Annotated in this window: 20 protein-coding genes; 10 read left to right on the top strand and 10 right to left on the bottom strand. The window is 57.0% G+C overall.

From position 1 onward, the window contains the following. From ACTJK5_RS14890 to ACTJK5_RS14865, 6 genes are all read right to left on the bottom strand, one after another. The coding region (locus ACTJK5_RS14890; protein WP_440612801.1) for a methyl-accepting chemotaxis protein at positions 1 to 1345 on the bottom strand (1345 nt) is incomplete at its 3' end. 174 nt (positions 1346 to 1519) lie between these two features. Next, a complete protein-coding gene (locus ACTJK5_RS14885; protein ID WP_112519568.1) occupies positions 1520 to 2062 on the bottom strand; it encodes a chemotaxis protein CheW in 543 nt (180 codons plus the stop codon). Beyond that, positions 2059 to 4056 carry a chemotaxis protein CheA gene (locus tag ACTJK5_RS14880; RefSeq protein ID WP_440612800.1) on the bottom strand — a complete coding sequence of 666 codons (1998 nt, stop codon included), beginning with the start codon at positions 4054 to 4056 and terminating at the stop codon, positions 2059 to 2061. Before ACTJK5_RS14880 ends, ACTJK5_RS14885 begins: the two co-directional genes overlap by 4 nt. Further along, positions 4053 to 4421: a response regulator gene (locus tag ACTJK5_RS14875; protein WP_112357843.1), complete on the bottom strand. Its 369-nt coding sequence runs from the start codon at positions 4419 to 4421 to the stop codon at positions 4053 to 4055. Before ACTJK5_RS14875 ends, ACTJK5_RS14880 begins: the two co-directional genes overlap by 4 nt. After that, the gene (locus ACTJK5_RS14870) at positions 4422 to 4733 is read right to left on the bottom strand and encodes an STAS domain-containing protein (RefSeq protein ID WP_062441850.1); all 312 of its coding nucleotides are present in this window, start codon (positions 4731 to 4733) and stop codon (positions 4422 to 4424) included. Next, positions 4730 to 5860 (bottom strand): HD domain-containing phosphohydrolase, encoded by a 1131-nt coding sequence (locus ACTJK5_RS14865; RefSeq protein WP_113225267.1) that lies wholly within the window; start codon positions 5858 to 5860, stop codon positions 4730 to 4732. Before ACTJK5_RS14865 ends, ACTJK5_RS14870 begins: the two co-directional genes overlap by 4 nt. A gap of 654 nt (positions 5861 to 6514) precedes the next feature. Between ACTJK5_RS14865 and ACTJK5_RS14860 the strand changes: the two genes are divergently transcribed. The 6 genes from ACTJK5_RS14860 (at position 6515) to ACTJK5_RS14835 (ending at position 12879) form a co-directional block, all read left to right on the top strand. Further along, on the top strand, positions 6515 to 7750 hold the full coding sequence (locus ACTJK5_RS14860) for an ABC transporter substrate-binding protein (RefSeq protein ID WP_113226333.1): 1236 nt from the start codon (positions 6515 to 6517) through the stop codon (positions 7748 to 7750). Between the two features lie 137 nt (positions 7751 to 7887). Beyond that, positions 7888 to 8790 (top strand): carbohydrate ABC transporter permease, encoded by a 903-nt coding sequence (locus ACTJK5_RS14855; protein WP_062424065.1) that lies wholly within the window; start codon positions 7888 to 7890, stop codon positions 8788 to 8790. Next, entirely contained in the window at positions 8783 to 9724 is a 942-nt protein-coding gene (locus tag ACTJK5_RS14850) for a carbohydrate ABC transporter permease (protein ID WP_062424066.1), read from the top strand. Before ACTJK5_RS14855 ends, ACTJK5_RS14850 begins: the two co-directional genes overlap by 8 nt. A 4-nt stretch (positions 9725 to 9728) precedes the next feature. Then, entirely contained in the window at positions 9729 to 10817 is a 1089-nt protein-coding gene (locus ACTJK5_RS14845; protein WP_313558038.1) for an ABC transporter ATP-binding protein, read from the top strand. A 43-nt stretch (positions 10818 to 10860) separates the two neighbouring features. Beyond that, the gene (locus ACTJK5_RS14840; RefSeq protein ID WP_440612799.1) at positions 10861 to 11622 is read left to right on the top strand and encodes a sugar phosphate isomerase/epimerase family protein; all 762 of its coding nucleotides are present in this window, start codon (positions 10861 to 10863) and stop codon (positions 11620 to 11622) included. A 123-nt stretch (positions 11623 to 11745) separates the two neighbouring features. After that, a complete protein-coding gene (locus ACTJK5_RS14835; protein ID WP_440612798.1) occupies positions 11746 to 12879 on the top strand; it encodes a Gfo/Idh/MocA family protein in 1134 nt (377 codons plus the stop codon). Positions 12880 to 12979: 100 nt separating this feature from the next. Here ACTJK5_RS14835 and ACTJK5_RS14830 read toward each other — a convergent pair whose 3' ends face one another. After that, on the bottom strand, positions 12980 to 13762 hold the full coding sequence (locus ACTJK5_RS14830; protein ID WP_153310620.1) for an alpha/beta fold hydrolase: 783 nt from the start codon (positions 13760 to 13762) through the stop codon (positions 12980 to 12982). A 140-nt stretch (positions 13763 to 13902) separates the two neighbouring features. Here ACTJK5_RS14830 and ACTJK5_RS14825 point away from each other — a divergent pair, with 140 nt between their 5' ends. Further along, positions 13903 to 14370: a MarR family winged helix-turn-helix transcriptional regulator gene (locus ACTJK5_RS14825; protein WP_440612797.1), complete on the top strand. Its 468-nt coding sequence runs from the start codon at positions 13903 to 13905 to the stop codon at positions 14368 to 14370. 84 nt (positions 14371 to 14454) lie between these two features. On the opposite strand, the gene ACTJK5_RS14820 is transcribed toward ACTJK5_RS14825, so the two are convergent. The 3 genes from ACTJK5_RS14820 to ACTJK5_RS14810 form a co-directional block, all read right to left on the bottom strand. Next, positions 14455 to 16950, bottom strand: a complete 2496-nt coding sequence (locus ACTJK5_RS14820; protein ID WP_440612796.1) for a TonB-dependent receptor domain-containing protein — start codon at positions 16948 to 16950, stop codon at positions 14455 to 14457. 90 nt (positions 16951 to 17040) lie between these two features. Then, positions 17041 to 17991 (bottom strand): FecR family protein, encoded by a 951-nt coding sequence (locus ACTJK5_RS14815; protein ID WP_062424072.1) that lies wholly within the window; start codon positions 17989 to 17991, stop codon positions 17041 to 17043. Further along, positions 17988 to 18512 carry an RNA polymerase sigma factor gene (locus tag ACTJK5_RS14810; protein WP_062424073.1) on the bottom strand — a complete coding sequence of 175 codons (525 nt, stop codon included), beginning with the start codon at positions 18510 to 18512 and terminating at the stop codon, positions 17988 to 17990. The genes ACTJK5_RS14815 and ACTJK5_RS14810 overlap by 4 nt, the downstream gene beginning before the upstream one ends. Before the next feature lie 211 nt (positions 18513 to 18723). Between ACTJK5_RS14810 and queC the strand changes: the two genes are divergently transcribed. The 3 genes from queC to queE are packed head-to-tail and all read left to right on the top strand — an operon-like array spanning position 18724 to position 20548. Further along, on the top strand, positions 18724 to 19434 hold the full coding sequence (gene queC, locus ACTJK5_RS14805) for a 7-cyano-7-deazaguanine synthase QueC (RefSeq protein ID WP_111847030.1): 711 nt from the start codon (positions 18724 to 18726) through the stop codon (positions 19432 to 19434). Further along, a complete protein-coding gene (gene queD, locus ACTJK5_RS14800) occupies positions 19434 to 19802 on the top strand; it encodes a 6-carboxytetrahydropterin synthase QueD (RefSeq protein ID WP_440612795.1) in 369 nt (122 codons plus the stop codon). The genes queC and queD overlap by 1 nt, the downstream gene beginning before the upstream one ends. Beyond that, positions 19799 to 20548: a 7-carboxy-7-deazaguanine synthase QueE gene (gene queE / locus ACTJK5_RS14795; RefSeq protein WP_440612813.1), complete on the top strand. Its 750-nt coding sequence runs from the start codon at positions 19799 to 19801 to the stop codon at positions 20546 to 20548. Before queD ends, queE begins: the two co-directional genes overlap by 4 nt. Positions 20549 to 20671: the final 123 nt, after the last annotated feature.

Below are 20671 nucleotides of genomic sequence, written 5' to 3'. Positions count from 1 at the left end.
CCGTCTCGCCGGAAAGCGAAGAGATTTCAGCGGCGGCCGCCTGGCTGCGTTCTGCCAGCTTGCGCACTTCGGAGGCGACGACGGCAAAGCCCTTGCCATGTTCACCGGCGCGTGCGGCTTCGACAGCAGCGTTCAGTGCCAGAAGATCGGTTTGACGCGCGATTTCCTGGACGATGGAGATCTTATCGGCAATGGTGCGCATGGCGACCACAGCACGGCCGACGGCTTCACCGCTGGCCTCGGCATCCTTGGAGGACTGACGCGCGATCTTCTCGGTCTGGGCTGCGTTGTCTGCGTTCTGCTTGATGTTGGCTGCCATTTCTTCCATCGAAGCGGAGGCTTCTTCTGCGGAGGAGGCCTGTTCGGTTGCACCCTGCGACAACTGCTCGGAAGACGACGACAGTTCCTGGCTGCCGGAGGAGACGTTGTCGGCTGCGGCCAGCGCATCGCCGACGACACCACGCAGGCGTTCGACCATCTTTTCGAGCGAGATACCAAGGGTGTCCTTGTCCGACAGTGGTTTTGGCGTAACGGTCAGGTCGCCGTCGGAAATCTGGTTTGCCACACTGGCCGTATTGCGCAGGTTGGCCGTCATCACATTGATGCGTTCGACAAGGTCCTTGATCTCATCGTTGGTCTTGATTTCGACATTCTTGTCGAGATCGCCAACCGCAACAGCTTCAGCAACCGTCATGATCTTGCGCAAGCCTGTGTTGATCCCGAGCGCAATCCAGGTTGCAATGATCAGGCTTCCGAGAACTGCCGATGCGACTGCGATGATCAAGATCAGACGAACCTGCTCATAGGTCGCCTGGCTGCCGGCAAGCATCGTGTCGACCCGTTCGAGCTGAACACGCACGAGGTCTTTGGTGTTAGTACCGATGGTCAGTGCGAGAGCACGCATCTGACCGTTCGAGAATTCAATGGCACTCTGCTTGTTCCCAGCTGCCAAGAGGTCCTTCAATTTTACGGACTCTCCGTCGAACTTCTCGAAGTTCTCGATCACGGCAGCCCAGTAAGGCCTGCCCTGTTCCGAAGCCTGCGACAGGCCGGTGCGGCCCAGCTCGAGGGTCGTTGTCGTCAGATCATCCGCGATTTTCATGTAGCGAGCGGTACCGTCAGCACCGCTTTCGAGCAGCGCGTTCTTCTGCTGGCGAATGATTTCAGAGAGATTGCGATCGATCTGGAGCGCGTATTGCAGGCGCTTCTCCGGGCCGTTTGCCAGTTCGCCGATCGCTTGATTGACCGTGCCAAGGCTGTTGATGCTGTAGAACGACAAGCCAGCAAGAACCATCAGGATAATGCCGAATGCCAGCGTCAGTTTGAGTTTAATCGTAAATCGCATTTTGCCCCCTCAAGTAATGCGCAAGGCGCATCAGGTGTTTGCTGACCCGAAAGATCCATTTTCTTTCGGTGTGCCGTCTCGTTAGCTTCCACGCGTCCGGTTGGGCGCAGGGAAAGTGTCATTCACGCCTTTCGGCGCCCGCTTAATCGTCGGTCCCTGTCGACGTCGCGGACGTCATGCCTTTCCAAGTTCCACGACATTGCCCTGCGCGCTGATCTTTCCGGGCAAGCTTTCTCGCTGCGCCGAGAAAATCGCGATCAGGTTCGGCATGATGACGAACTCGGCCCCGCGCTTGATCAGGCAGTTGATGTAGTCGGGTCGCCACCGCATCCCGACGCTGGGCGGCGCCTCGCTGGCGGACTTGGAAAAGGTCGTCACTTCGTAGACCTTGTCGGTTCTAAGCCCGACCAGCGTCTGTTCACCTTCCAGCGAAACCTCGATGACGATGATGCGGCTGTCGATGGTCTTCTCCGCCGCATGCATGCCGAAGGCGAGACGGATGTCCGCCAGCGGAATGACCTTGCCGCGAAAATTGATGACGCTCGACACGAAAGCCTTGGCGCCCGGAACGGCCGTTTCAGGCAGAAGGTCGAGGATTTCCTGAACCTGTGCGGCCTCGATGGCGAAGGTCTCGCCTTCGATCGAAAATGTCAGAACTTCAATGTCTTGGCGTTCGGCCCAGAAGTCTACGGGCTGTTTCAAAAGCGGCTGGTTCATCCGGCAATGCGCATCTGCGCCTCCTGTTGCTGGCCTGCCGCAACCAGATGTGCGACGTCGAGAATGAGAGCGACGCTGCCGTCTCCAAGGATGGTGGCGCCCGAGAAGGTCGCAACATCGTGGTGCAGCTTGGACATGGCTTTGATGACGGTCTGGTGATCGCCGATGATCTGGTCGACGACGAGACCCACACGTTCCGACCCGGTGGAAATGACCACCACCTTCTGGAACTGGTCCGGCTTCGTGCCGCTCTGGAAAAGCTCACGCAGACGGATGAACGGCACCAGGCTTTCACGCAGCGAAATGAACGAGCGACCGCGAGATTTGACGTCGTCTTCCGGAGACAGTTCCAGGCACTCTTCGACTGCCGAGAGCGGAATAACGTAGCAGCCATGACCGACGCGAACGAGCAGACCGTCTATAATGGCAAGGGTCAGCGGAATGGCGAGCGATACTTCCGAGCCAGCACCCGGTGCGCTGGTGATGTTGATCGTGCCGCGCAGCGCCTCGATCGTCTTCTTGACGACATCCATGCCGACGCCGCGGCCGGAAAGGTTCGTAACCTGGGCTGCCGTCGAGAAGCCTGGCTCGAAGATCATCTGCAGGAGTTCTTGATCTGTCAGGGTTGCGCCCGGGGCCACGAGCCCGGAGGATTCCGCCTTGGCGCGAACCCGCTCGCGGTTGATGCCACGACCGTCGTCCTTGATGGTGATGATGACATCCCCACCGGTTTGGCGCGCGACAAGCGAAACATGTCCGACCGGGTCCTTGCCGGCGGCTATGCGCTCTTCCGGCGTTTCCAAGCCGTGATCGCAGGAGTTGCGAACAAGGTGGACGAGTGGATCGGCAAGCCGTTCGATCACGGCCTTGTCGACTTCAGTGCTTTCGCCCTCGGTGATCAGCTCGATCTGCTTGCCGGTTTCGCGCGCAAGATCATGCGTCAGGCGGCGGAAGCGGCTGAAGAGCTGGGCGATCGGCACCATGCGAAGCACCATCATCGTGTCGCGAAGCTCGCCCGAAAGCCGCTCCACATCCTCGGAGACGGCGCGCAGGTGAATGTCGACGCTGGTGTTGGCGAGCTGCGACAGACGCGACTGAGCGATAACAAGCTCGCCGACGCGGTCCATCAATTCATCGAGGCGTTCAGCCGGGACGCGTACATTCTCAGCGGCTCTTCCCTGCTTGCCATCGGTGGCCGCCTGAACAAGCTGCGGATTGGCCTTGGCGGCTTCTTCGACAGGTGCCGGCGGGGGCACGATTTCTTGGGAAGCCGAGGTGTCCTCCACCTGCGTGATCTCAAGCTCCATATCGTCCATGACGAAGATGAAGACGTCATCGATGGCGGAACGGGGCTGTTCGGTCGTCAAGGTCACTGACCAGCCGAGATAAAGCTGCGTGGGGTCGATTTCCCCCAGAGGAGGAATGGCGCCTGTGTTGGCGACGATGGTGCATTCGCCAAGCTCAGCTAGCTCGTTGAGCAGGCCGAGTGGGTTGGTGCCATTCGCCATCGCGTTCTCAGGAAGACGGAAAGTGATCGTCCAGGTCGCGCCGGAGGTTTTTGGCGCCGGAACAGCAGCTGTCGCCTTCGAAGCCGACTGGGCAACTGCCTTCTTACCAGAACCTTCGCCGACTGCGGCCTGCAATTTGGCCAGCAACCGATCGCCGGTTTCAGGAAAAGCAGTCGCAGGATTGTCCACCAAGCGACGCATGTGGTCCTGGGCTTCCAGAACGGCAGCGATCAACTCGCTGGTGGCAGGAACTTCGCCCTTGCGAACACGGTCGAAGGCCGTCTCGCAGTGATGGGTAAAGGCAGCGAGTGCCTCGAAGCCGAACATTGCGCCGGACCCTTTTAAGGTATGCAGACCGCGAAACACGGCATCAATCTGACTTTGATTGGATAGATCATGCAAAAGGTCGAGAAGCCCGCTTTCGATCTGCTCGAAAAGCTCGGCGGCCTCCGTCCTGAAAACCTGAATTGGGTCCAGCAGCGTCATTTACCGAGTACCTTTCTGACAATCTTCACGAGGTTTTCTGGGTCGAAAGGTTTGGTAACCCAACCGGTGGCACCGGCTGCCTTGGCGCGCGCCTTCATGTCGGCATCGGATTCCGTCGTCAGGAAGATGATCGGCACGCCGGTATGGGCTGGCGACTGGCGCAGCGACTCAATCATTTCCAGACCGTTCATGTTCGGCATGTTGAGGTCGGTGACGATGAGATCGAAGGGAGCGCTTTTCGCCTTCGCAAGTCCGTCGGCACCATCCACTGCCTCGGTCACCTGGTAACCGGCATTGGTCAGCGCAATCTTCGTCGTCATGCGAATGCTTGCGGAATCGTCTACGGTGAGAATGTTGGCGCTCATTTAGATGTCCTTTCCATGCAGCCAGAAGAGGCGCGAAGCCTCGTCCATGTTCTCAAGAAAACCAGCGCGCCCCAGCGTTTCCACGACGCTTTTGCCGGCTGGCTTCTTCAAAGTGATGAATTTGCCCTGCTCACGGGCGTAAAGACGGGACGACTCGACGAGCTGAACGAAGCTCAGATCGACAGATGCGTCCTCGGGGATGTCCAGCACGACGGCGCTGCTTTCCTGAAATGCGGAAAGCAGGGTCTCGTGAATCGCGGTGATCCCCCTGATCGACAGGGATGAGGGAAGAGTGACTGTTTCAGGGGTCATCGGCTTTCCTGGGTGTTTTCGGTTTGAACGCGCCCTTCTGGAGAAAGGGAAAGTGTGTCGATGAGGCTGGCTGCCAGCGCTGGCGGTTCGACCTGCGCCTTGCTGCCATTTGTCATCAGTGTCTGGATGGCCGGCCACTGCCGATCGAATGCCGCGACGCAGTCGGGATCGAAGTGTAGCCCGCTGTTTTCAAGGATGTGGTTGCGAGCAGCTTCGATCTCCCACGCCTTTTTATAGGGGCGTTTGGTGCAAAGCGCTTCGAAGACATCTGCAACCGCGACGATCCGTGCTACGAGCGGAATGTCCTTGCCCTTAATGCCTTTCGGATATCCGGTGCCGTCCCACTTCTCGTGATGGCCACCTGCAATGGCTTCGGCGATCTGCAGAAGACGCGACGTTCCATTGCCAAGCAGACTGACGCCGAACTCGACATGCTTGCGCATTTCGGCAATTTCGTTTTCATCGAGTTTGCCTGGCTTCTGCAAAATACAGTCGGCAATGCCAATCTTGCCGACATCGTGAAGCGGCGCCACGAGATAGATCATCCGGCAAGTTTCTTTGTCGAGCCCGAGGTCTGCCGCAATCAACTGGCTGATCTTCGCGACCCGCGAAATGTGGTCGCCCGTTGCGCCATCGCGAAACTCGATCGCCCTTGCAAGGCGCCAGATGATTTCTTCTTCGCGCGCAACCAGTTCCTGGGTCGCACGGGTGACCTCCTCTTCAAGCCGGGTCGCCTGACGCGAGAGCTCGAGGTGGGCTTTGCGGAGCTGCAGGAGATTGGTCGCGCGGGCCTGAAGCTCGATGGCGTCGAAGGGCTTGGATACGAACTCGGTAGCACCGGCTTCGATAGCTGCGATAAGGACTTCGCGCTGGCGCTCTGCCGTCACCATGACGATCGGTACGAGATCGTATTCGGGCGATTGCTTCAGCGCCTTGATGACATCGATGCCCGTATGGCCAGGCATCATGTAGTCGATGAAGATCAGATCCACAGGATTGGCGAGGCAATAGGTTAGCGCCGCCTCCGGCGCCATAAATGGAATAAGTTCAATACCTTCAATATTGCTCAGAGATGATTGAAGAGCAAAGAGTGCGGACCGGCTATCGTCTACGAGTACTACCTTCACCGTGGCTCCAGGCATTCGGCAGGGAACAGCATTCCGTTCTCCGGTTTTGAGGCCGAAGCGGGCGTTCATGATGATGAGGACATTTGGAAAACCGGGCTTGCGTCATGCGCCCATTGCGACCGCCGCATGCAGGCCGAAAATGTCGTTAGAACACGCAATCGGGCCACGGTTGTCAAAATCTATTTAATAGAACGATGGTTAAGGGCGCGTTAAAACCCGGGCGCCATGGTTTTTTATTTCTAAAAGAAAAAGATCAATAAATAGAATAAGATGAGTCTGTATTTAATATAAGGAATATGCGTCTCCGCCAGCCTAGTAAAAAATGTACGAAGTGAAAAAGGACCAAGGGGAAGGTCAAATATACATGAGTAATATTTCATATTTAAAGCGATTTTTTATTTATTTATATATTTTAATGTTTGACGTGGCCTATGAAGTTTTTGCGTTCAGCGACGAGTGGGGGAAAACGTAGGCTCCCCGGCGAAGGAAGCCTCATTCCTCCCAAATCCTGCTGATTCATCCAGTGATTTTCGAGTTAAATAATTGAATATAATTGCATTTTTAGAAAGTTAAAATTTCGCGTCTTGCCCAGTTGCGCAACCAATATGATTCGCATACGGTCTTACGGCAACGTTTCAGTGAGGGAGGAGACTCATGCGCATTCGTTCTATCCTGACCGCTTTGGCGGCAAGTGTTATGCTGCCGGCGGGTATAGCCGCAGCGACGGATCTTGAAGTAACGCATTGGTGGACATCGGGCGGCGAAGCTGCTGCCGTGGCCGAGCTTGCCAAGGCATTTGATGCAACCGGAAACAAGTGGGTGGATGGCGCGATTGCGGGCTCCGGCGGCACTGCCCGCCCGATCATGATCAGCCGTATCACCGGCGGCGACCCCATGGGTGCCACGCAGTTCAACCACGGACGCCAGGCTGAAGAGCTTGTTCAGGCCGGTCTGATGCGCGATCTCACCGACGTTGCCACGAAAGGCAACTGGAAAGATGTGATCAAGCCGGCAAGCCTGCTCGACAGCTGCACCATCGACGGCAAGATCTACTGCGCGCCGGTGAACATCCACTCCTGGCAGTGGCTGTGGCTCTCCAATGCGGCCTTCAAGAAGGCCGGCGTCGAGGTTCCGAAGAACTGGAATGAGTTTATTGCGGCTGGTCCTGCGTTGCAGAAGGCCGGTATCCAGCCTCTGGCGCTTGGTGGTCAGGCATGGCAGGCGAACGGCCTGTTCGATACGCTTGTTCTGTCACTCGGCGGCAAGGATCTCTACGAGAAGGTTTACAAGGACAAGGATGCGGAAGCTGCAGCCGGACCGGAAATGGCGAAGATTTTTGCTGCCGCCGATGCCGCCCGCAAACTTGCCAAGGGCTCCAATGTTCAGGACTGGAACCAGGCCACCAACATGGTCATCACCGGCAAGGCCGGCGGCCAGGTCATGGGTGACTGGGCGCAGGGCGAGTTCCAGCTGGCGGGTCAAAAGGCCGGCACGGATTATTCCTGCCTGCCGGGTCTTGGTCTCAACGAATATCTGACGACCGGTGGCGATGCCTTCTACTTTCCGCTCTTGAAGGACGAAGCCAAGTCCAAGGCGCAGGAAGTGCTGGCCGAAACCATCGTCGATCCGAAGACCCAGGTTGCTTTCAACCTGAAGAAGGGCTCGCTGCCGATCCGCGGGGACGTCGATCTCAATGCGGCGAACGACTGCATGAAGAAGGGTCTTGCCATTCTCGCCAAGGGCAACGCCCTCACCAGCACCGACCAGCTGATTTCTGCCGACTCGCAGAAGCAGAAGGAAGATCTGATGGCGGAGTTCTTCGCCAATGAATCGCTGACCGCTGAGCAGGCGCAGAAGCGCTTCGCTGACATCATCTCTTCGGCGGACTGATTATCAATCGCAAGTCATCGGCGGGCGAAATCCCGCCGATGCCGCGAAACCTCATGAGTGCGCAGTCGGGCGCTCGTCGAGATATCTTTCGGATATTGCTCAACAGATGTCCGGAGCAACGATTGATAGGAGGGCATATGGCCGTAAAGAGCCATTCTGGACGTCCAAATCAGCTGTTTCGCAATCTGAACTCGAAGATTGCATCCATCCCCCTGATCTTGACCTCCATGGTCATTTTCCTGGGCGGCACGATCTGGACCGTCGTTTATTCCTTTACCAACTCCAAGCTCCTGCCAAGGACGACGTTTGTCGGCTTTGATCAGTATGAGCGTCTTTGGGCCGCGCCACGCTGGATAATATCGATCCAGAACCTTGCCATTTACGGCATCCTGTCCCTGATCTTCAGCCTGGTGATCGGCTTTCTGCTGGCCGCACTCATGGACCAGAAGATCCGGTTCGAAAATACGTTCAGAACGATCTTCCTTTATCCCTTTGCCCTCTCCTTCATCGTGACGGGCCTCGTCTGGCAGTGGCTGCTCAACCCGGAATTCGGCATTCAGTCGGTCGTGCGGTCGCTCGGCTGGGAAAGCTTCACCTTCGATCCGCTGTATAATTCGCAGATCGTCATCTACGGCATCCTGATCGCAGCGCTCTGGCAGGGCACGGGCCTCGTCATGTGCCTCATGCTCGCGGGGCTTCGCGGCATCGACGAGGATATCTGGAAGGCGGCGCGTGTGGACGGCATTCCCATGTGGAAGACCTACCTGCTCATCGTCATTCCGATGATGCGTCCCGTCTTCATCACAACGCTTGTCATTATCGCCAGCGGCATCGTCAAGGTCTACGACCTCGTCGTGGCGCAGACGAGCGGCGGTCCGGGTATAGCCTCAGAAGTGCCGGCGAAATACGTCTATGACTACATGTTCCAGGCCCAGAACCTGGGGCAGGGCTTTGCCGCCTCCACCATGATGCTGCTCACCGTTGCCATCATCATCGTTCCATGGGCCTATCTCGAATTCGGAGGGCGCAAGCGTGGCTAACATCAGCACTCTCAACACCGTCGCTGCCGGTGCAGATGCCGTCTCGGATCAGTTAAGCGGACCGCGCGGCCGTAAACCCCGCAAGAGACTGTCGCGCCGCAACATCATCCTCTACGGCACGCTGATCGTCGCAGCGCTCTATTATCTCCTGCCGCTCTACGTGATGGTTGTGACGTCGCTGAAGGGCATGCCGGAGATCCGTCTCGGCAACATCTTCGCGCCACCGGTGGAAATCACCTTCGAGCCTTGGGTCAAGGCCTGGGCGAATGCCTGCACCGGGCTCAATTGCGACGGGCTTTCCCGCGGCTTCTGGAATTCCGTGCGCATTATGATCCCGTCCACCATTGTCTCGATCCTGATCGCCTCGATCAGTGGCTATGCGCTAGCGAACTGGAAGTTCAAGGGTTCTGAGTTCTTCTTCTCGGTCCTGATCATTGGAGCCTTCATTCCCTATCAGGTCATGATCTATCCGATCGTCATCGTGCTGCGTGAAATGGGCATTTATGGCACGCTGACGGGCCTCATCATGGTTCATACCATTTTCGGCATGCCCATCCTGACCCTGCTGTTCCGCAACTATTTCGCGGGGCTGCCGGAAGAGCTCTTCAAAGCCGCACGCATCGACGGCGCCAATTTCTGGCAGATCTATTTCCGCATCATGCTGCCCATGTCGATGCCCATTTTCGTCGTCGCCATGATCCTTCAGGTCACGGGCATCTGGAACGACTTCCTCTTCGGCGTCGTGTTCACAAGGCCTGAATACTATCCGATGACCGTTCAGCTGAACAACATCGTCAACTCGGTCCAGGGCGTGAAGGAATACAACGTCAACATGGCTGCAACGCTGCTGACGGGTGCCGTTCCTCTTTTCGTTTACTTCGTTTCAGGCCGACTTTTTGTGCGCGGCATCGCCGCAGGCGCAGTCAAAGGGTAAGTTCATGAATAAAAGCGTTTCCATTCGGGATTTGTCTCTGTCGTTCGGCGCGGTCAACGTGCTGTCCACGCTCAATCTCGATATCTATGATGGCGAGTTTCTCGTTCTTCTTGGCTCGTCGGGCTGCGGCAAGTCCACTCTGCTCAATTGCATCGCCGGACTTCTGGAGCCGACCGAAGGCCAGATCTTCATCAAGGATCGCAACGTAACCTGGGAAGAGCCGAAGGATCGTGGCATCGGCATGGTCTTCCAATCCTATGCGCTCTATCCGCAGATGACGGTGGAGAAGAACCTGTCCTTCGGCTTGCAGGTCGCGAAAGTGCCGAAGGACGAGATCGATCGTCGGGTCAAAAGAGCCGCGGGCATTTTGCAGATCGAGCCTCTTTTGAAGCGCAAGCCTGCCGAACTTTCCGGCGGCCAGCGCCAGCGTGTGGCGATCGGCCGTGCACTGGTGCGCGACGTGGATGTGTTCCTCTTCGACGAGCCACTGTCCAACCTCGACGCCAAGCTTCGCTCCGAATTGCGTGTGGAAATCAAGCGCCTGCACCAGGCGCTGAAGAACACGATGATCTATGTGACGCACGACCAGATCGAAGCGCTGACCTTGGCCGACCGTATTGCCATCATGAAAGCCGGTGTCATCCAGCAGCTTGATGATCCGGTCTCGATCTATAACCGTCCGAAGAACCTCTTCGTCGCAGGCTTCATCGGCTCTCCGTCGATGAACTTCCTGCGTGGCGAATTGGCCGAAAAAGACGGCAAGGTCGTCTTCGTGACCAATGGCGTGAGCTTCAGCCTCGACGGTTATCAGGCCCTGGCACCGCTGACGGCCGGCAAACCTGCGGTTCTCGGCGTTCGCCCCGAACATATTCGTGTGGACGCCGATATCCTCAGCGGCGAGGTGCATGAGGCCGTGGTCGACATCGAAGAACCGATGGGTGCCGATAACCTCATCTGGCTGAAACATGCAGGCCATACCATATCGGTGCGCGTTGGTGGCCACAGGCGTTTTGCGCCCGGAACCAGGGTCAAGCTCGGTTTCGACATGACCATGGCATCCGTTTTCGATGCGGGCACGGAAGACCGCATCTGACCCTCTCATCTTCATCATTCGAGCCAAATGTCAGGAGAGACATATGACCAAACTCGGCTTTCAACTTTACAGCGCGCGCAATTTCCCGCCGCTTTCCGATATTCTCAAGAAGCTGTCTGCAGCAGGCTATTCCCATGTCGAAGGTTTTGGCGGGATCTATGCCAATATGGATGAGGCGGCACTCAAAGGCCTTCGCGCCGATCTGGATGCCAATGGTCTCACCATGCCAACCGGCCATTTCGGTCTCGACATGCTGGAAAATGATCGCGAGCAGTCGCTGAAGGTTGCCAAGACGCTTGGTATCGAGGCAATCTATTGCCCCTATCTCATGCCTGATCAGCGCCCAAGCGATGCAGCGGGCTGGTTTGCCCTCGGCAAGCGACTTCAGGAAGCAGGCAAGCCCTATCGCGATGCCGGCATTTCTTTCGGCTGGCACAACCACGACTTCGAGTTCGCGACCTTGGAAGACGGCTCCACGCCACAGGAGCAGATCCTTGCAGGTGGCCCGGATCTCGAATGGGAAGCCGATATCGCCTGGATTATCCGTGGCAATGCCGATCCTTTTGCCTGGATCGAAAGCTATGGCAAGCGCATCACCGCGGTCCACGTCAAGGACATTGCACCGGCTGGTGAAAACAAGAATGAAGACGGCTGGTCGGATGTCGGGCACGGCACCGTCGACTGGAAGGGTCTTGTCGCGGCCCTGAAGAACACAGCCGTGAAGTACTACGTGGTCGAGCATGACAATCCAAGCGACGCAGATCGCCTGATCACGCGCTCCGTCGAATCCTTCAAGACCTACTGACACCATTGCGGTGAGCGCCAGTTCGCCGCAATCAACCGCTCTATTTTCACGCGTGTCCGGCCAACGAAGCTCACTATCAGTTGGCCGGATACCATCATCGAGACCACTTCGGAGTTACCCATCATGGCCAAGGAACTTGGCGTCGGCATCATCGGATGCGGCAATATTTCAACCACATACTTCTCGCTGTCTCCGCTCTTCAAAGGGCTGAAGGTGCTTGCTTGCGCTGACTTGAACAGAAGCGCCGCAGAACTGCGTGCGGAAGAGTTCGGCGTCAAGGCGCAGTCCATCGAGGAACTGCTGGCGAATGACGAGATCGACGTCGTCGTCAATCTCACCATTCCGGCAGCGCATTTCGAAGTCTCCAAGGCGATCTTGGAAGCCGGAAAGCACGTCTATTCGGAAAAGCCGCTTGTGCTCAGCCTGGAAGAGGGCGAGGAACTGCGTCGCATTGCGAAAGAAAAGAACCTCGCCGTCGGTTGCGCACCCGACACCTTCCTTGGCGGCGCGCACCAGTTGGCACGCAAGCACATTGACGAAGGCGGCGTCGGCCGCATCACCTCTGGCACATGCCATGTGATGAGCCCCGGTATGGAGATGTGGCACCCCAACCCCGGCTTTTTCTTCCTGAAGGGCGGCGGTCCGATCCTCGATCTCGGCCCCTACTACATCGCCAACCTGATCAACCTCATCGGTCCGGTGAAGCGCGTCGGCGCCTTGACCTCCATGGCAAACCCGACCCGCACGGTGACCAGCCAGCCGCTTAACGGCCAGATCATTCCGGTCGAGACGCCCACGAACATCCACGCGCTGCTCGAATTCGTCAATGGCGCGACCATCACTCTGTCCGCCAGCTGGGATGTCTGGTCGCACCGTCACGCCAATATGGAGCTTTACGGCACCGAGGGCTCCATTTACGTGCCCGACCCCAACTTCTTTGGTGGCGTGGTCGAGGCCAGCGGCCGCGACAAGGACATCAAGTCGCTAGAAGACTGGGCGCATCCCTTCGGCATTTCCAATCAGGAAAGCCCGAACGGTCCGCGCGCCAACTATCGGACAGCCGGCCTAGCAGACATGGTCATGGCGCTGATCGAAGGCCGGGACGCCCGTTGCTCACTGGAGCGCTCGCTTCACGGCATCGACGTCATGACCTCGATCCTGAAATCCGGCGAGGAAGGCCGCTTCATCGAGCTGACAACCACCTGCACGCAGCCTGCAGCGCTCGGCATCGAAGAAGCGCAGTCTCTGCTGCGATAACATCGGCGGCACTGAAGTGCCCGTGTCGCTGACACGGTATTGCGAGGAAATGACTGCCACCGGGGTCGCGGCTGCGCCCCGGTGGCAGTTTCATTTTGCGTTACTTCTGCTTGGCGGAGACCGCCTTCGCCGCCTGGTCGATCGTGTCGGACACGACCTCCGGCTGGGTCATGAACAGCGCATGGCTCGCCGAAACCTTCGTGATCTTCGCGTTGATGCGCTCGGCCATATGGATCAGCATCGCCTGATCGAAAGCCTTGTCTTCTGTGGCGATCACAGCCCAGCTGGGCTTGCTGTGCCACGCGGCGTTCTTCAACTTTGTGGCAAATGCAGACATGTTGATCGGCACCTGAGAGTCGCGCATGAATGCGACATCCTGATCGCTCACATCATGAGCAAAGCCGGCCTTGAACTTATCGCGGTTGACGTAACCGTACCCATCCTTGGTGATGTCCAAGACGAATTCCGTTGCCGGTGCAAAGCCCTCATACTGTTGGGCCGTGGTTTCGCCAGCATCTGGCGAGAGGGCCGAGACATAGACCAGCCCCGCCACTTTGGGATCGATGCCAGCTTCGGTGATGACCGTGCCTCCCCAGGAGTGCCCGACCAGGATTGTCGGACCATCCTGCCGGTCCAGCACCCGCTTGGTTGCAGCAACGTCGTCTTCCAGTGAGGTCAATGGGTTCTGGACGATGCTGACGCGGTAGCCGCGTTTTGTCAGGTTTTCATAGACGCCTTTCCAGCCGGCGCCATCAGCGAAGGCGCCATGAACCAGAACAACATTCCTGACGATCTGGTTCTCAGGAATGACGTCTGCGGCATGGGCAGATGCTGTGGCTACAAAGGCGGCGGCAATAGCAGTGATTGAGGTCAAGGTCTTCATCGCAATCTCCTTAAATTTTGCAATAATTATTATTGCGATAACGATAAACTCGCACGGATCTGTGGGGTCGTCAAGATATTATTTATCGCGATATTGGTTTTTGTCGTAACACCCTGTATATAAAGGGAAAGGAGTTCGATATGGCCACCAAAAGGAATGATCCACCACCTCTCAGCGACCAGCTGTGCTATGCGATCTACAGCGCAGGCATCGCGATCCAGCGCGCGTACAAGCCGCTTCTCGATGAGCTGGGCGTGACATATCCCCAGTATCTCGTGCTCAGCGTTCTATGGAGCAAAGACGAGCAGACGGTCGGTGCCATCGCGGCCTCGCTGGCGCTTGAATCCAGCACCCTCACTCCGCTTCTCAAACGTCTGGAAGCGTCGGGCCTGCTACAAAGAACGCGAAACGCCAGCAATGAACGCCAGGTCGTTATCGCATTGACCGATGCGGGCAGGGCACTGCAGCACAAGGCGGGGTGCCTGAGCGACATGCTGCTGGCGGCGTCGACCCAGACGCCAGAAGCGCTCGCGGCACTGAACCGCGACGTGCGAGGCCTACGAAACGCCATCTATTCGCAGATCGGCGGGTGGGACGAGCCTGCGTGAATTGGTCAGACCTGCTGGCTGGATGAACGGTAATGGTGGATCGCATCCCAATTGGGGATGCGCGCCTGGTTCCTTGGTGTGCATTTAGAACTTTCGGCTGACCGAAAGCGTGAAGTTTCTGCCAGCCATCGCCGATACGCCATCGGCGAGATAAGGGCTGTAAAACTTATCAAAGATGTTTTCGACGCCTGCTCTGACTTCCGTTCCTGCCATAAACCCTTCCTTCGGTGTCCATTCCAGGAGAAGTCCGTGGACGGCATAGGCTCCACTTTCAGGCCTCGCGTAAAAGTACCCGGTACCTTGGTAGTAAGGTGTGTGCTTCTGTTCGGCGACAAACTGGCCGGTCCAGCGCAGTGACAGTTCGGAGTCTGGAATTCGATAACCTAGCGAAGCATTCACAGTGAGCGGAGCCATATCGCCGGGATAAGTTTTGCCGCCGTAAATGTCGTTGATCGCGCCCTTGCGTGAGCCATTCATGATGGAAAGACCGAGGCTGCCGAACACGGTGTCCGATTCATAATTCGCTTTCACTTCAACGCCGTAGATACGATAGGATGGCGTGTTCCAATAGAAGGGCACAGGACCTGTCACATTTGCCAGATTGGCACTACCAAATCGTCTGGTGACGGGATCGGTAACGTGATTGTAAAAACCGGATACCGAGGCGGTGAGAGTATCCCCTGAACTCCACACATCGTAAAACTCCTGCGACACACCCACATTGAAGGAGTTATTGCGTTCCGGAAGAAGATCTCTTGATGTTGCAGATGCTTTCGTTGCGATGCTTTGCGACGAATAGAGTTCATCGATAATTGGGGTTCGCATCGCGTAGGCCCAGTCGAGAAAAAGTGTTGTGGAAGGCGTCGCTTCCCAACGGCCGCTCAGGGCTGGGGTGAAGCCATTGTAGGAAACCGCCGAGTAATCATGTCCCGCCAAGGGGTTGTTGTATCTCGGAGCGGCATTCGGTTTGCCTTCCATTCTCACGTGGTCGAAGCGAAGTCCCGGAGTGATGAAGAAGCCATCCGTGACTTCGACTTCATCACGAATGAAGGCTGAGATCGATGTCTGTGTGCCTTCAGGCACGATCCAGGACGCATAGTAGCCGTAGTTGTAACTTGGATTGCTGCTGTTCGCGACGTCGTACATCCATGCGTCACGATCATGCATGCCGATCTGGATGCCATAGTTCAAGACGTGCGGAGCATTCAGTATTTCTAGCCTGGACGTGTTCTCTGCCTCAAACTTGATGTCGGAGTATTGGGCGTCATTCTCTTGGCCGCCAAGCGAGGCGCTGGGTGTAAATCCCGGGATGATGGGCCGCGTGCGATGGAGGCTCGTGGAAGAAAAGCTTGCCATTGCTTTGAAATTCACGAGGTCGCTTTCGCCGTCATAGCGGTATTTGAGCGTGGCCGAAAAATCATCTAGATCGCGAGCAGCCAACGCACGCAGTCGTGCCTGTTGCCTTCCGTACCGATCGATACTGGACTGACTCACGGCAAGATCGCCACGAACGGCTGCCACTGGCCCCCAATCATCGGAGCGTCCGTAGGTGAGGGAAGCGCGGATTTCGTGACCTTCGTAAGCAGCGCCGCCATTGGCGGTGAATGTTGTGAGCCGGTCATTTGATGCGTCATAAACCTCTCCACCGCCCACGCGCATGTTGTCGCTCTTGCGCCAGGTTCCAGACATTAGCCCGTCATAGGTTACTGGCGTGTCGAAATCTGATTGCCCATAGACCATGACACTCCCTGTTCGCTGATTATTGGCGGTGTGGTAGCTTCCTTTCGTCCATCCTCCAAAGCTTTGGCCGGGCTTCAGCATGTCCTTTGCTGTCTTCGTTTCCATCAGAATGGTGCCGCCGAAGCCGCCATTTCCGTAGCGAACCGATGTTGCACCCTTCTGAAGTTCGACGCTCTTCAGGATTTCCGGCTCTATGAAAATGGAACCCTGATCGTAAAGTTCGAAATTTTTCGGAGCACCGTCCAGCAACACCCTGGTATCTGATGGTCTCGCAAACCCGCGTATCACCGTTGTCTGTCCTTGCAATCTTACGCCGCCTGCGGTCGCCACCCCAGGTGTCCTTTGCAACAATTGCGGAAGCGTACTAGCTTGGGAACGTTCGATATCGGCTGAGTCAAATGCGGCATTGCCCGGCGCACTTTCGTTGAACTCCCGACCTCTGATCACGATTGTCTTAAGTGTGGTAGCTCCGTCTGGCGGTGGAGGCTGGACTGGCTCCGATGCTGGCTCGATCTTGATAGTATCCACAGAGATGTATCGGTAGGCCAATCCCTTGCCCGACAATAGCGCTTCAAGCGCATGACGCACGTCCATCTGCCCTTTGATCTCCGGACTCATTTTGCCTGTCGTGATCGAAGAATCGAAAAGAATCTGCAGCCCCGATTGAGAGCCTAGGCGGTTGATCGCCGAGCTAAGAGAGCCTGCTGGAATGTCAAACGCATCCAGCTTTGCCTGCTCTGCAAAAGCATTGCACCCACCCCCAAGCGCAAAGCCGATAAGCAACGTCGGTAAAATATAGCTTCGACGTGCCGGTCGAATATTCAGGTGTCCACGGTCCATGGGGAGTCTCCGGATATTGGATGTTTTCATCCCCGGTACGAATGAACATGAGTAATTGGGACATCTTTTTAAGATTTTTCGCTGGCGATATCAGCGCAGGATCGTGAGGTAGGGCGTGAGCTTCAACAGCTTGATATCAAACGCTTTGGCGAAAGACTGAAGAGCCTTGTGAGGATCGCTCATATCGAGGCTCCCAGAGACCATTTTGCTACGCAGTTCGCGGTTTGCGACCAGGATCTTTCCCGGCAAGTACCTACCCACGGTCTCGATAACGTCCGGAAGAGGCTGCTCGTCGAATACCAACCTGCCGCTTTCCCATTCAGTGACGGACTTTGAGTCGACAGGAAAGGTCTCGCTAATTCCGGAGGCTGAGGCAAAATTAACGCCCTCGTTCTCCTTGACGACTTTCACCTGATGCTCATCGTTAAGGCGCACAGCGACACTGTGTCTGATGACAGCAACCCTTGTTTCGCTCTCCAGCATGTTGACGTCGAAGGCTGTGCCCAAAGCTGTCACGGTCGCACCGTCGGCCTCGACGACGAAGGGCCTTGTCGGGTCTGGCGTAACGTCGACAAGCATCTCGCCGCGCATCAAAATGACACGCCGTTCGTGTTGCGAAAACTGGAACGCTATCGCTGAGTCAGCGTTCAGCACGAGATTGGAACCGTCAGGGGCTCTGAAGGATGCTCGCTGAGCAACGTCCGTGACGTGATCCGCCCGTAAGGTTATCAGCGCATCCGACATGTAAAGATACGAGCCCGCAGCTATCCCAGTCATGACAATGATGGAGGGGAGAACCGTCTTCGAAGGTGGCTTGGACGGAAGAGGAAATCCAAAGTCGCTTTGCGCCGCCGAGAGCCGCTTCGCATCGCCTACGAGACAACGCACACGTTCATAGGCTTTCGCATTGCTCTGGTCTCTGGCTAACCAGGCGTCGAAATCCTTTTTCAACTCTTCGTCGTTGGGCCGGTCTCGCAATTCCAGAAGCCAATCAATTGCCCCCTCTTCGGCGTTGCCCGTAAGATCTGCGAGATCCGTCAAAGTGTCGGCTCCAGTCGTTGGAGGCAGTGCAAATAAGCCTTTCGTAAATGGCGATCGACCATATTCTTCGTGAGTCCGCTCTTCTTCGAGATCTCAGTCGATGTCAGTCCTCCGACTGCACTTGCGAGAAACACCCGGCGACGCTGCAAAGACAACTCCATGATTGCCTGTTCCAGAATGACGAGCCTCAGGCCTATGTCCGCGGTGTCTTCAGCGCTCTGGCAAGCGTCCGCTACAGTTGCAGCCTCTTCGGAGTTACCAGCGAACAGCCGCTTTTCGAAGTTTGCCCTTCTGAAGTGGTCTATGCCCAGATTGATGCAGGCGCGAATGAGGAATGCTTTTACCGCCGACTGGTTTTCCGGCAGTCGCGGTTTCCCCATAAGCCGCACATAGATATCGTGAACTATATCCTGCGAACCGAGAGGCGTGTGTCCTCGCTTGCGCATAGCGCGGCAAAGGTCGTCGTAGTAGGCTTCCATTGCTGCGTTGATCTGAGACTGAGAAGCAGGTTTGCTCCACATGGGTGGTATCCGACTATTCGCTGAGTTGGGCTCTCATAGAACGGAAATGACGCATCGGCAATTAAATATGACTAAAAATATCATGTTATTTTGTTGTCCACCCTTGGAGCGAGTCACTCGGCTTTTTACGTCTTCACAAGCCTCGCCCTTTGCTCTAGACCAGCGGTAATCCGGTCGCAGCCCACCCGGTCAAAACAAGGGATCTCAAATTATGAAAACGATCGTCATCTGCTCCGGCGGATTGGACTCCGTTTCGCTTGCGCATAGAATTGCAGCGGAACACGAACTGCTTGCTCTGCTGTCGTTCGATTATGGTCAGCGCCACAGAAAAGAGCTGGACTATGCGGGTGCTTGTGCCACCCGCCTTGGTGTGCCGCATCACATCATCGACATTCGCACCATCGGCGCTCACCTCACCGGGTCGGCTTTGACCGACGATGTCGAGGTGCCGGATGGGCACTATGCGGAGGAGACCATGCGCTCCACCGTGGTGCCGAACCGCAATGCCATCATGCTCACCATTGCCTTTGGTCTGGCGGCTGCGCAGCAGGCGGATGCGGTGGCGATTGCCGTTCATGGCGGCGATCACTTCATCTATCCGGATTGCCGCCCAGGCTTTATCGATAGCTTCAACACCATGCAGGCCCATGCGCTGGAGGGCTATGCCAAGGTGGAGCTTTACGCACCTTACGTCATGGTCTCCAAGGCGGATATCGTGACCGATGGGGCAAAGCACGACACGCCCTTTGGCGAAACCTGGTCTTGCTACAAGGGCGGCGAGCGCCATTGCGGGCGATGTGGCACCTGCGTCGAGCGTCGCGAGGCCTTTCATCTGGCTGGCGTGGCTGACCCCACCGATTACGAAGACCCGGATTTTTGGGCGGCGGCCACCAGTGCCTATGCGGCGCGGGAGGTGCGTTGATGTTTCGCATCACCAAGGAATTTCATTTCTCCGCCTCGCATCAACTCAACGGCCTGCCCGCCGATCATCAATGTGCGCGGCTGCATGGCCACAATTACATCGTCGAGGTGGAGCTTTCCGGCGAGGCGTTGAACGAGCACGGCTTCGTTCGCGATTACCACGAGCTGGCGCCGCTGAAGCGCTATATCGACGACTGCTTCGACCACCGGCATCTGAACGATGTTCTCGGCCATGACATGGTTACCGCGGAACGGCTGGCGCGGCATTTCTATGATTGGTGCAAGGAGCGGCTGCCCGAGACGAGTGCAGTGCGCGTCAGCGAGACCGCCAAGACATGGGCAGAGTACCGGCCGGCGGCTGCACGATGAGTGCGGCTGTTGACGCGCCGCGCGACCTGCCGATCCGGGTCAGCGAAATCTTCGGTCCGACCATTCAGGGCGAGGGGCTGCTGATCGGTTTACCGACCGTCTTTGTTCGGACCGGCGGCTGCGATTATCGCTGTTCCTGGTGCGATACACTGCATGCGGTGGATAGCGACTATCGGAATGACTGGAAGCCGCTCTCCGTCGAGGCGATCTGGGCGGAAGTTGTTAGGCTGTCTGGCGGCAAGCCGATCACCGTTTCGTTGTCCGGCGGCAATCCTGCGATCCAGCCGCTAGGACCGCTGATCCAGAAAGGTAAGCGCGAGGGATATCGCTTCGCGCTCGAGACGCAAGGCAGCATCTGCAAGGACTGGTTCGCCGAGCTGGATTATCTCGTGCTCAGCCCCAAGCCACCCTCCAGCGGCATGGAGACCGATTGGCAGGCCTTCGAGAACTGTCTGGAGGCCGCCGCAAAGGGACCTCAGCTTGCGCTGAAGGTCGTCGTTTTCGATGACGCCGATTTTGCTTACGCACGCGAAGCCGCTTCGCGCTTTCCCGCCCTTCCGGTCTATCTCCAGCCCGGCAATCACACCCCGCCACCGCCCGATGACGATGATGCGCGCGTCGATGTCGACGGCATTATGGATCGCATGTTGTGGCTGGTGGAAAAGGTCGCATCGGAGCGCTGGTTCGAGGCGCGCGTGTTGCCTCAGCTTCACGTTTTGCTGTGGGGCAATCGCCGCGGCGTCTAGCGCATGGCGCGCAAATTGGTGACTGGATCTCGCGGTCTCGTCATCCCGATAAGCCGGAACCGCGAGCGTGCGTCGCAAAAGTAATAGGTAGCATCCTGCTTCAAGTCGCGATCGCTACAATGC

It is taken from the genome of Agrobacterium sp. 22094 (assembly GCF_052046015.1).
GTDB classification, from domain to species: Bacteria; Pseudomonadota; Alphaproteobacteria; order Rhizobiales; family Rhizobiaceae; genus Agrobacterium; species Agrobacterium cavarae.
This window is presented reverse-complemented; position numbering and strand designations above follow the sequence as displayed.

What these genes read in the sequence shown, in the direction of transcription:
- ACTJK5_RS14885 (WP_112519568.1), bottom strand. Translation starts at nt 2,062, where the DNA reads ATGAACCAGCCGCTTTTGAAACAGCCCGTAGACTTCTGGGCCGAACGC.
- ACTJK5_RS14880 (WP_440612800.1), bottom strand. Translation starts at nt 4,056, where the DNA reads ATGACGCTGCTGGACCCAATTCAGGTTTTCAGGACGGAGGCCGCCGAG.
- ACTJK5_RS14875 (WP_112357843.1), bottom strand. Translation starts at nt 4,421, where the DNA reads ATGAGCGCCAACATTCTCACCGTAGACGATTCCGCAAGCATTCGCATG.
- ACTJK5_RS14870 (WP_062441850.1), bottom strand. Translation starts at nt 4,733, where the DNA reads ATGACCCCTGAAACAGTCACTCTTCCCTCATCCCTGTCGATCAGGGGG.
- ACTJK5_RS14860 (WP_113226333.1), top strand. Translation starts at nt 6,515, where the DNA reads ATGCGCATTCGTTCTATCCTGACCGCTTTGGCGGCAAGTGTTATGCTG.
- ACTJK5_RS14855 (WP_062424065.1), top strand. Translation starts at nt 7,888, where the DNA reads ATGGCCGTAAAGAGCCATTCTGGACGTCCAAATCAGCTGTTTCGCAAT.
- ACTJK5_RS14845 (WP_313558038.1), top strand. Translation starts at nt 9,729, where the DNA reads ATGAATAAAAGCGTTTCCATTCGGGATTTGTCTCTGTCGTTCGGCGCG.
- ACTJK5_RS14840 (WP_440612799.1), top strand. Translation starts at nt 10,861, where the DNA reads ATGACCAAACTCGGCTTTCAACTTTACAGCGCGCGCAATTTCCCGCCG.
- ACTJK5_RS14835 (WP_440612798.1), top strand. Translation starts at nt 11,746, where the DNA reads ATGGCCAAGGAACTTGGCGTCGGCATCATCGGATGCGGCAATATTTCA.
- ACTJK5_RS14830 (WP_153310620.1), bottom strand. Translation starts at nt 13,762, where the DNA reads ATGAAGACCTTGACCTCAATCACTGCTATTGCCGCCGCCTTTGTAGCC.
- ACTJK5_RS14825 (WP_440612797.1), top strand. Translation starts at nt 13,903, where the DNA reads ATGGCCACCAAAAGGAATGATCCACCACCTCTCAGCGACCAGCTGTGC.
- ACTJK5_RS14820 (WP_440612796.1), bottom strand. Translation starts at nt 16,950, where the DNA reads ATGGACCGTGGACACCTGAATATTCGACCGGCACGTCGAAGCTATATT.
- ACTJK5_RS14810 (WP_062424073.1), bottom strand. Translation starts at nt 18,512, where the DNA reads ATGTGGAGCAAACCTGCTTCTCAGTCTCAGATCAACGCAGCAATGGAA.
- queC (WP_111847030.1), top strand. Translation starts at nt 18,724, where the DNA reads ATGAAAACGATCGTCATCTGCTCCGGCGGATTGGACTCCGTTTCGCTT.
- queD (WP_440612795.1), top strand. Translation starts at nt 19,434, where the DNA reads ATGTTTCGCATCACCAAGGAATTTCATTTCTCCGCCTCGCATCAACTC.
- queE (WP_440612813.1), top strand. Translation starts at nt 19,799, where the DNA reads ATGAGTGCGGCTGTTGACGCGCCGCGCGACCTGCCGATCCGGGTCAGC.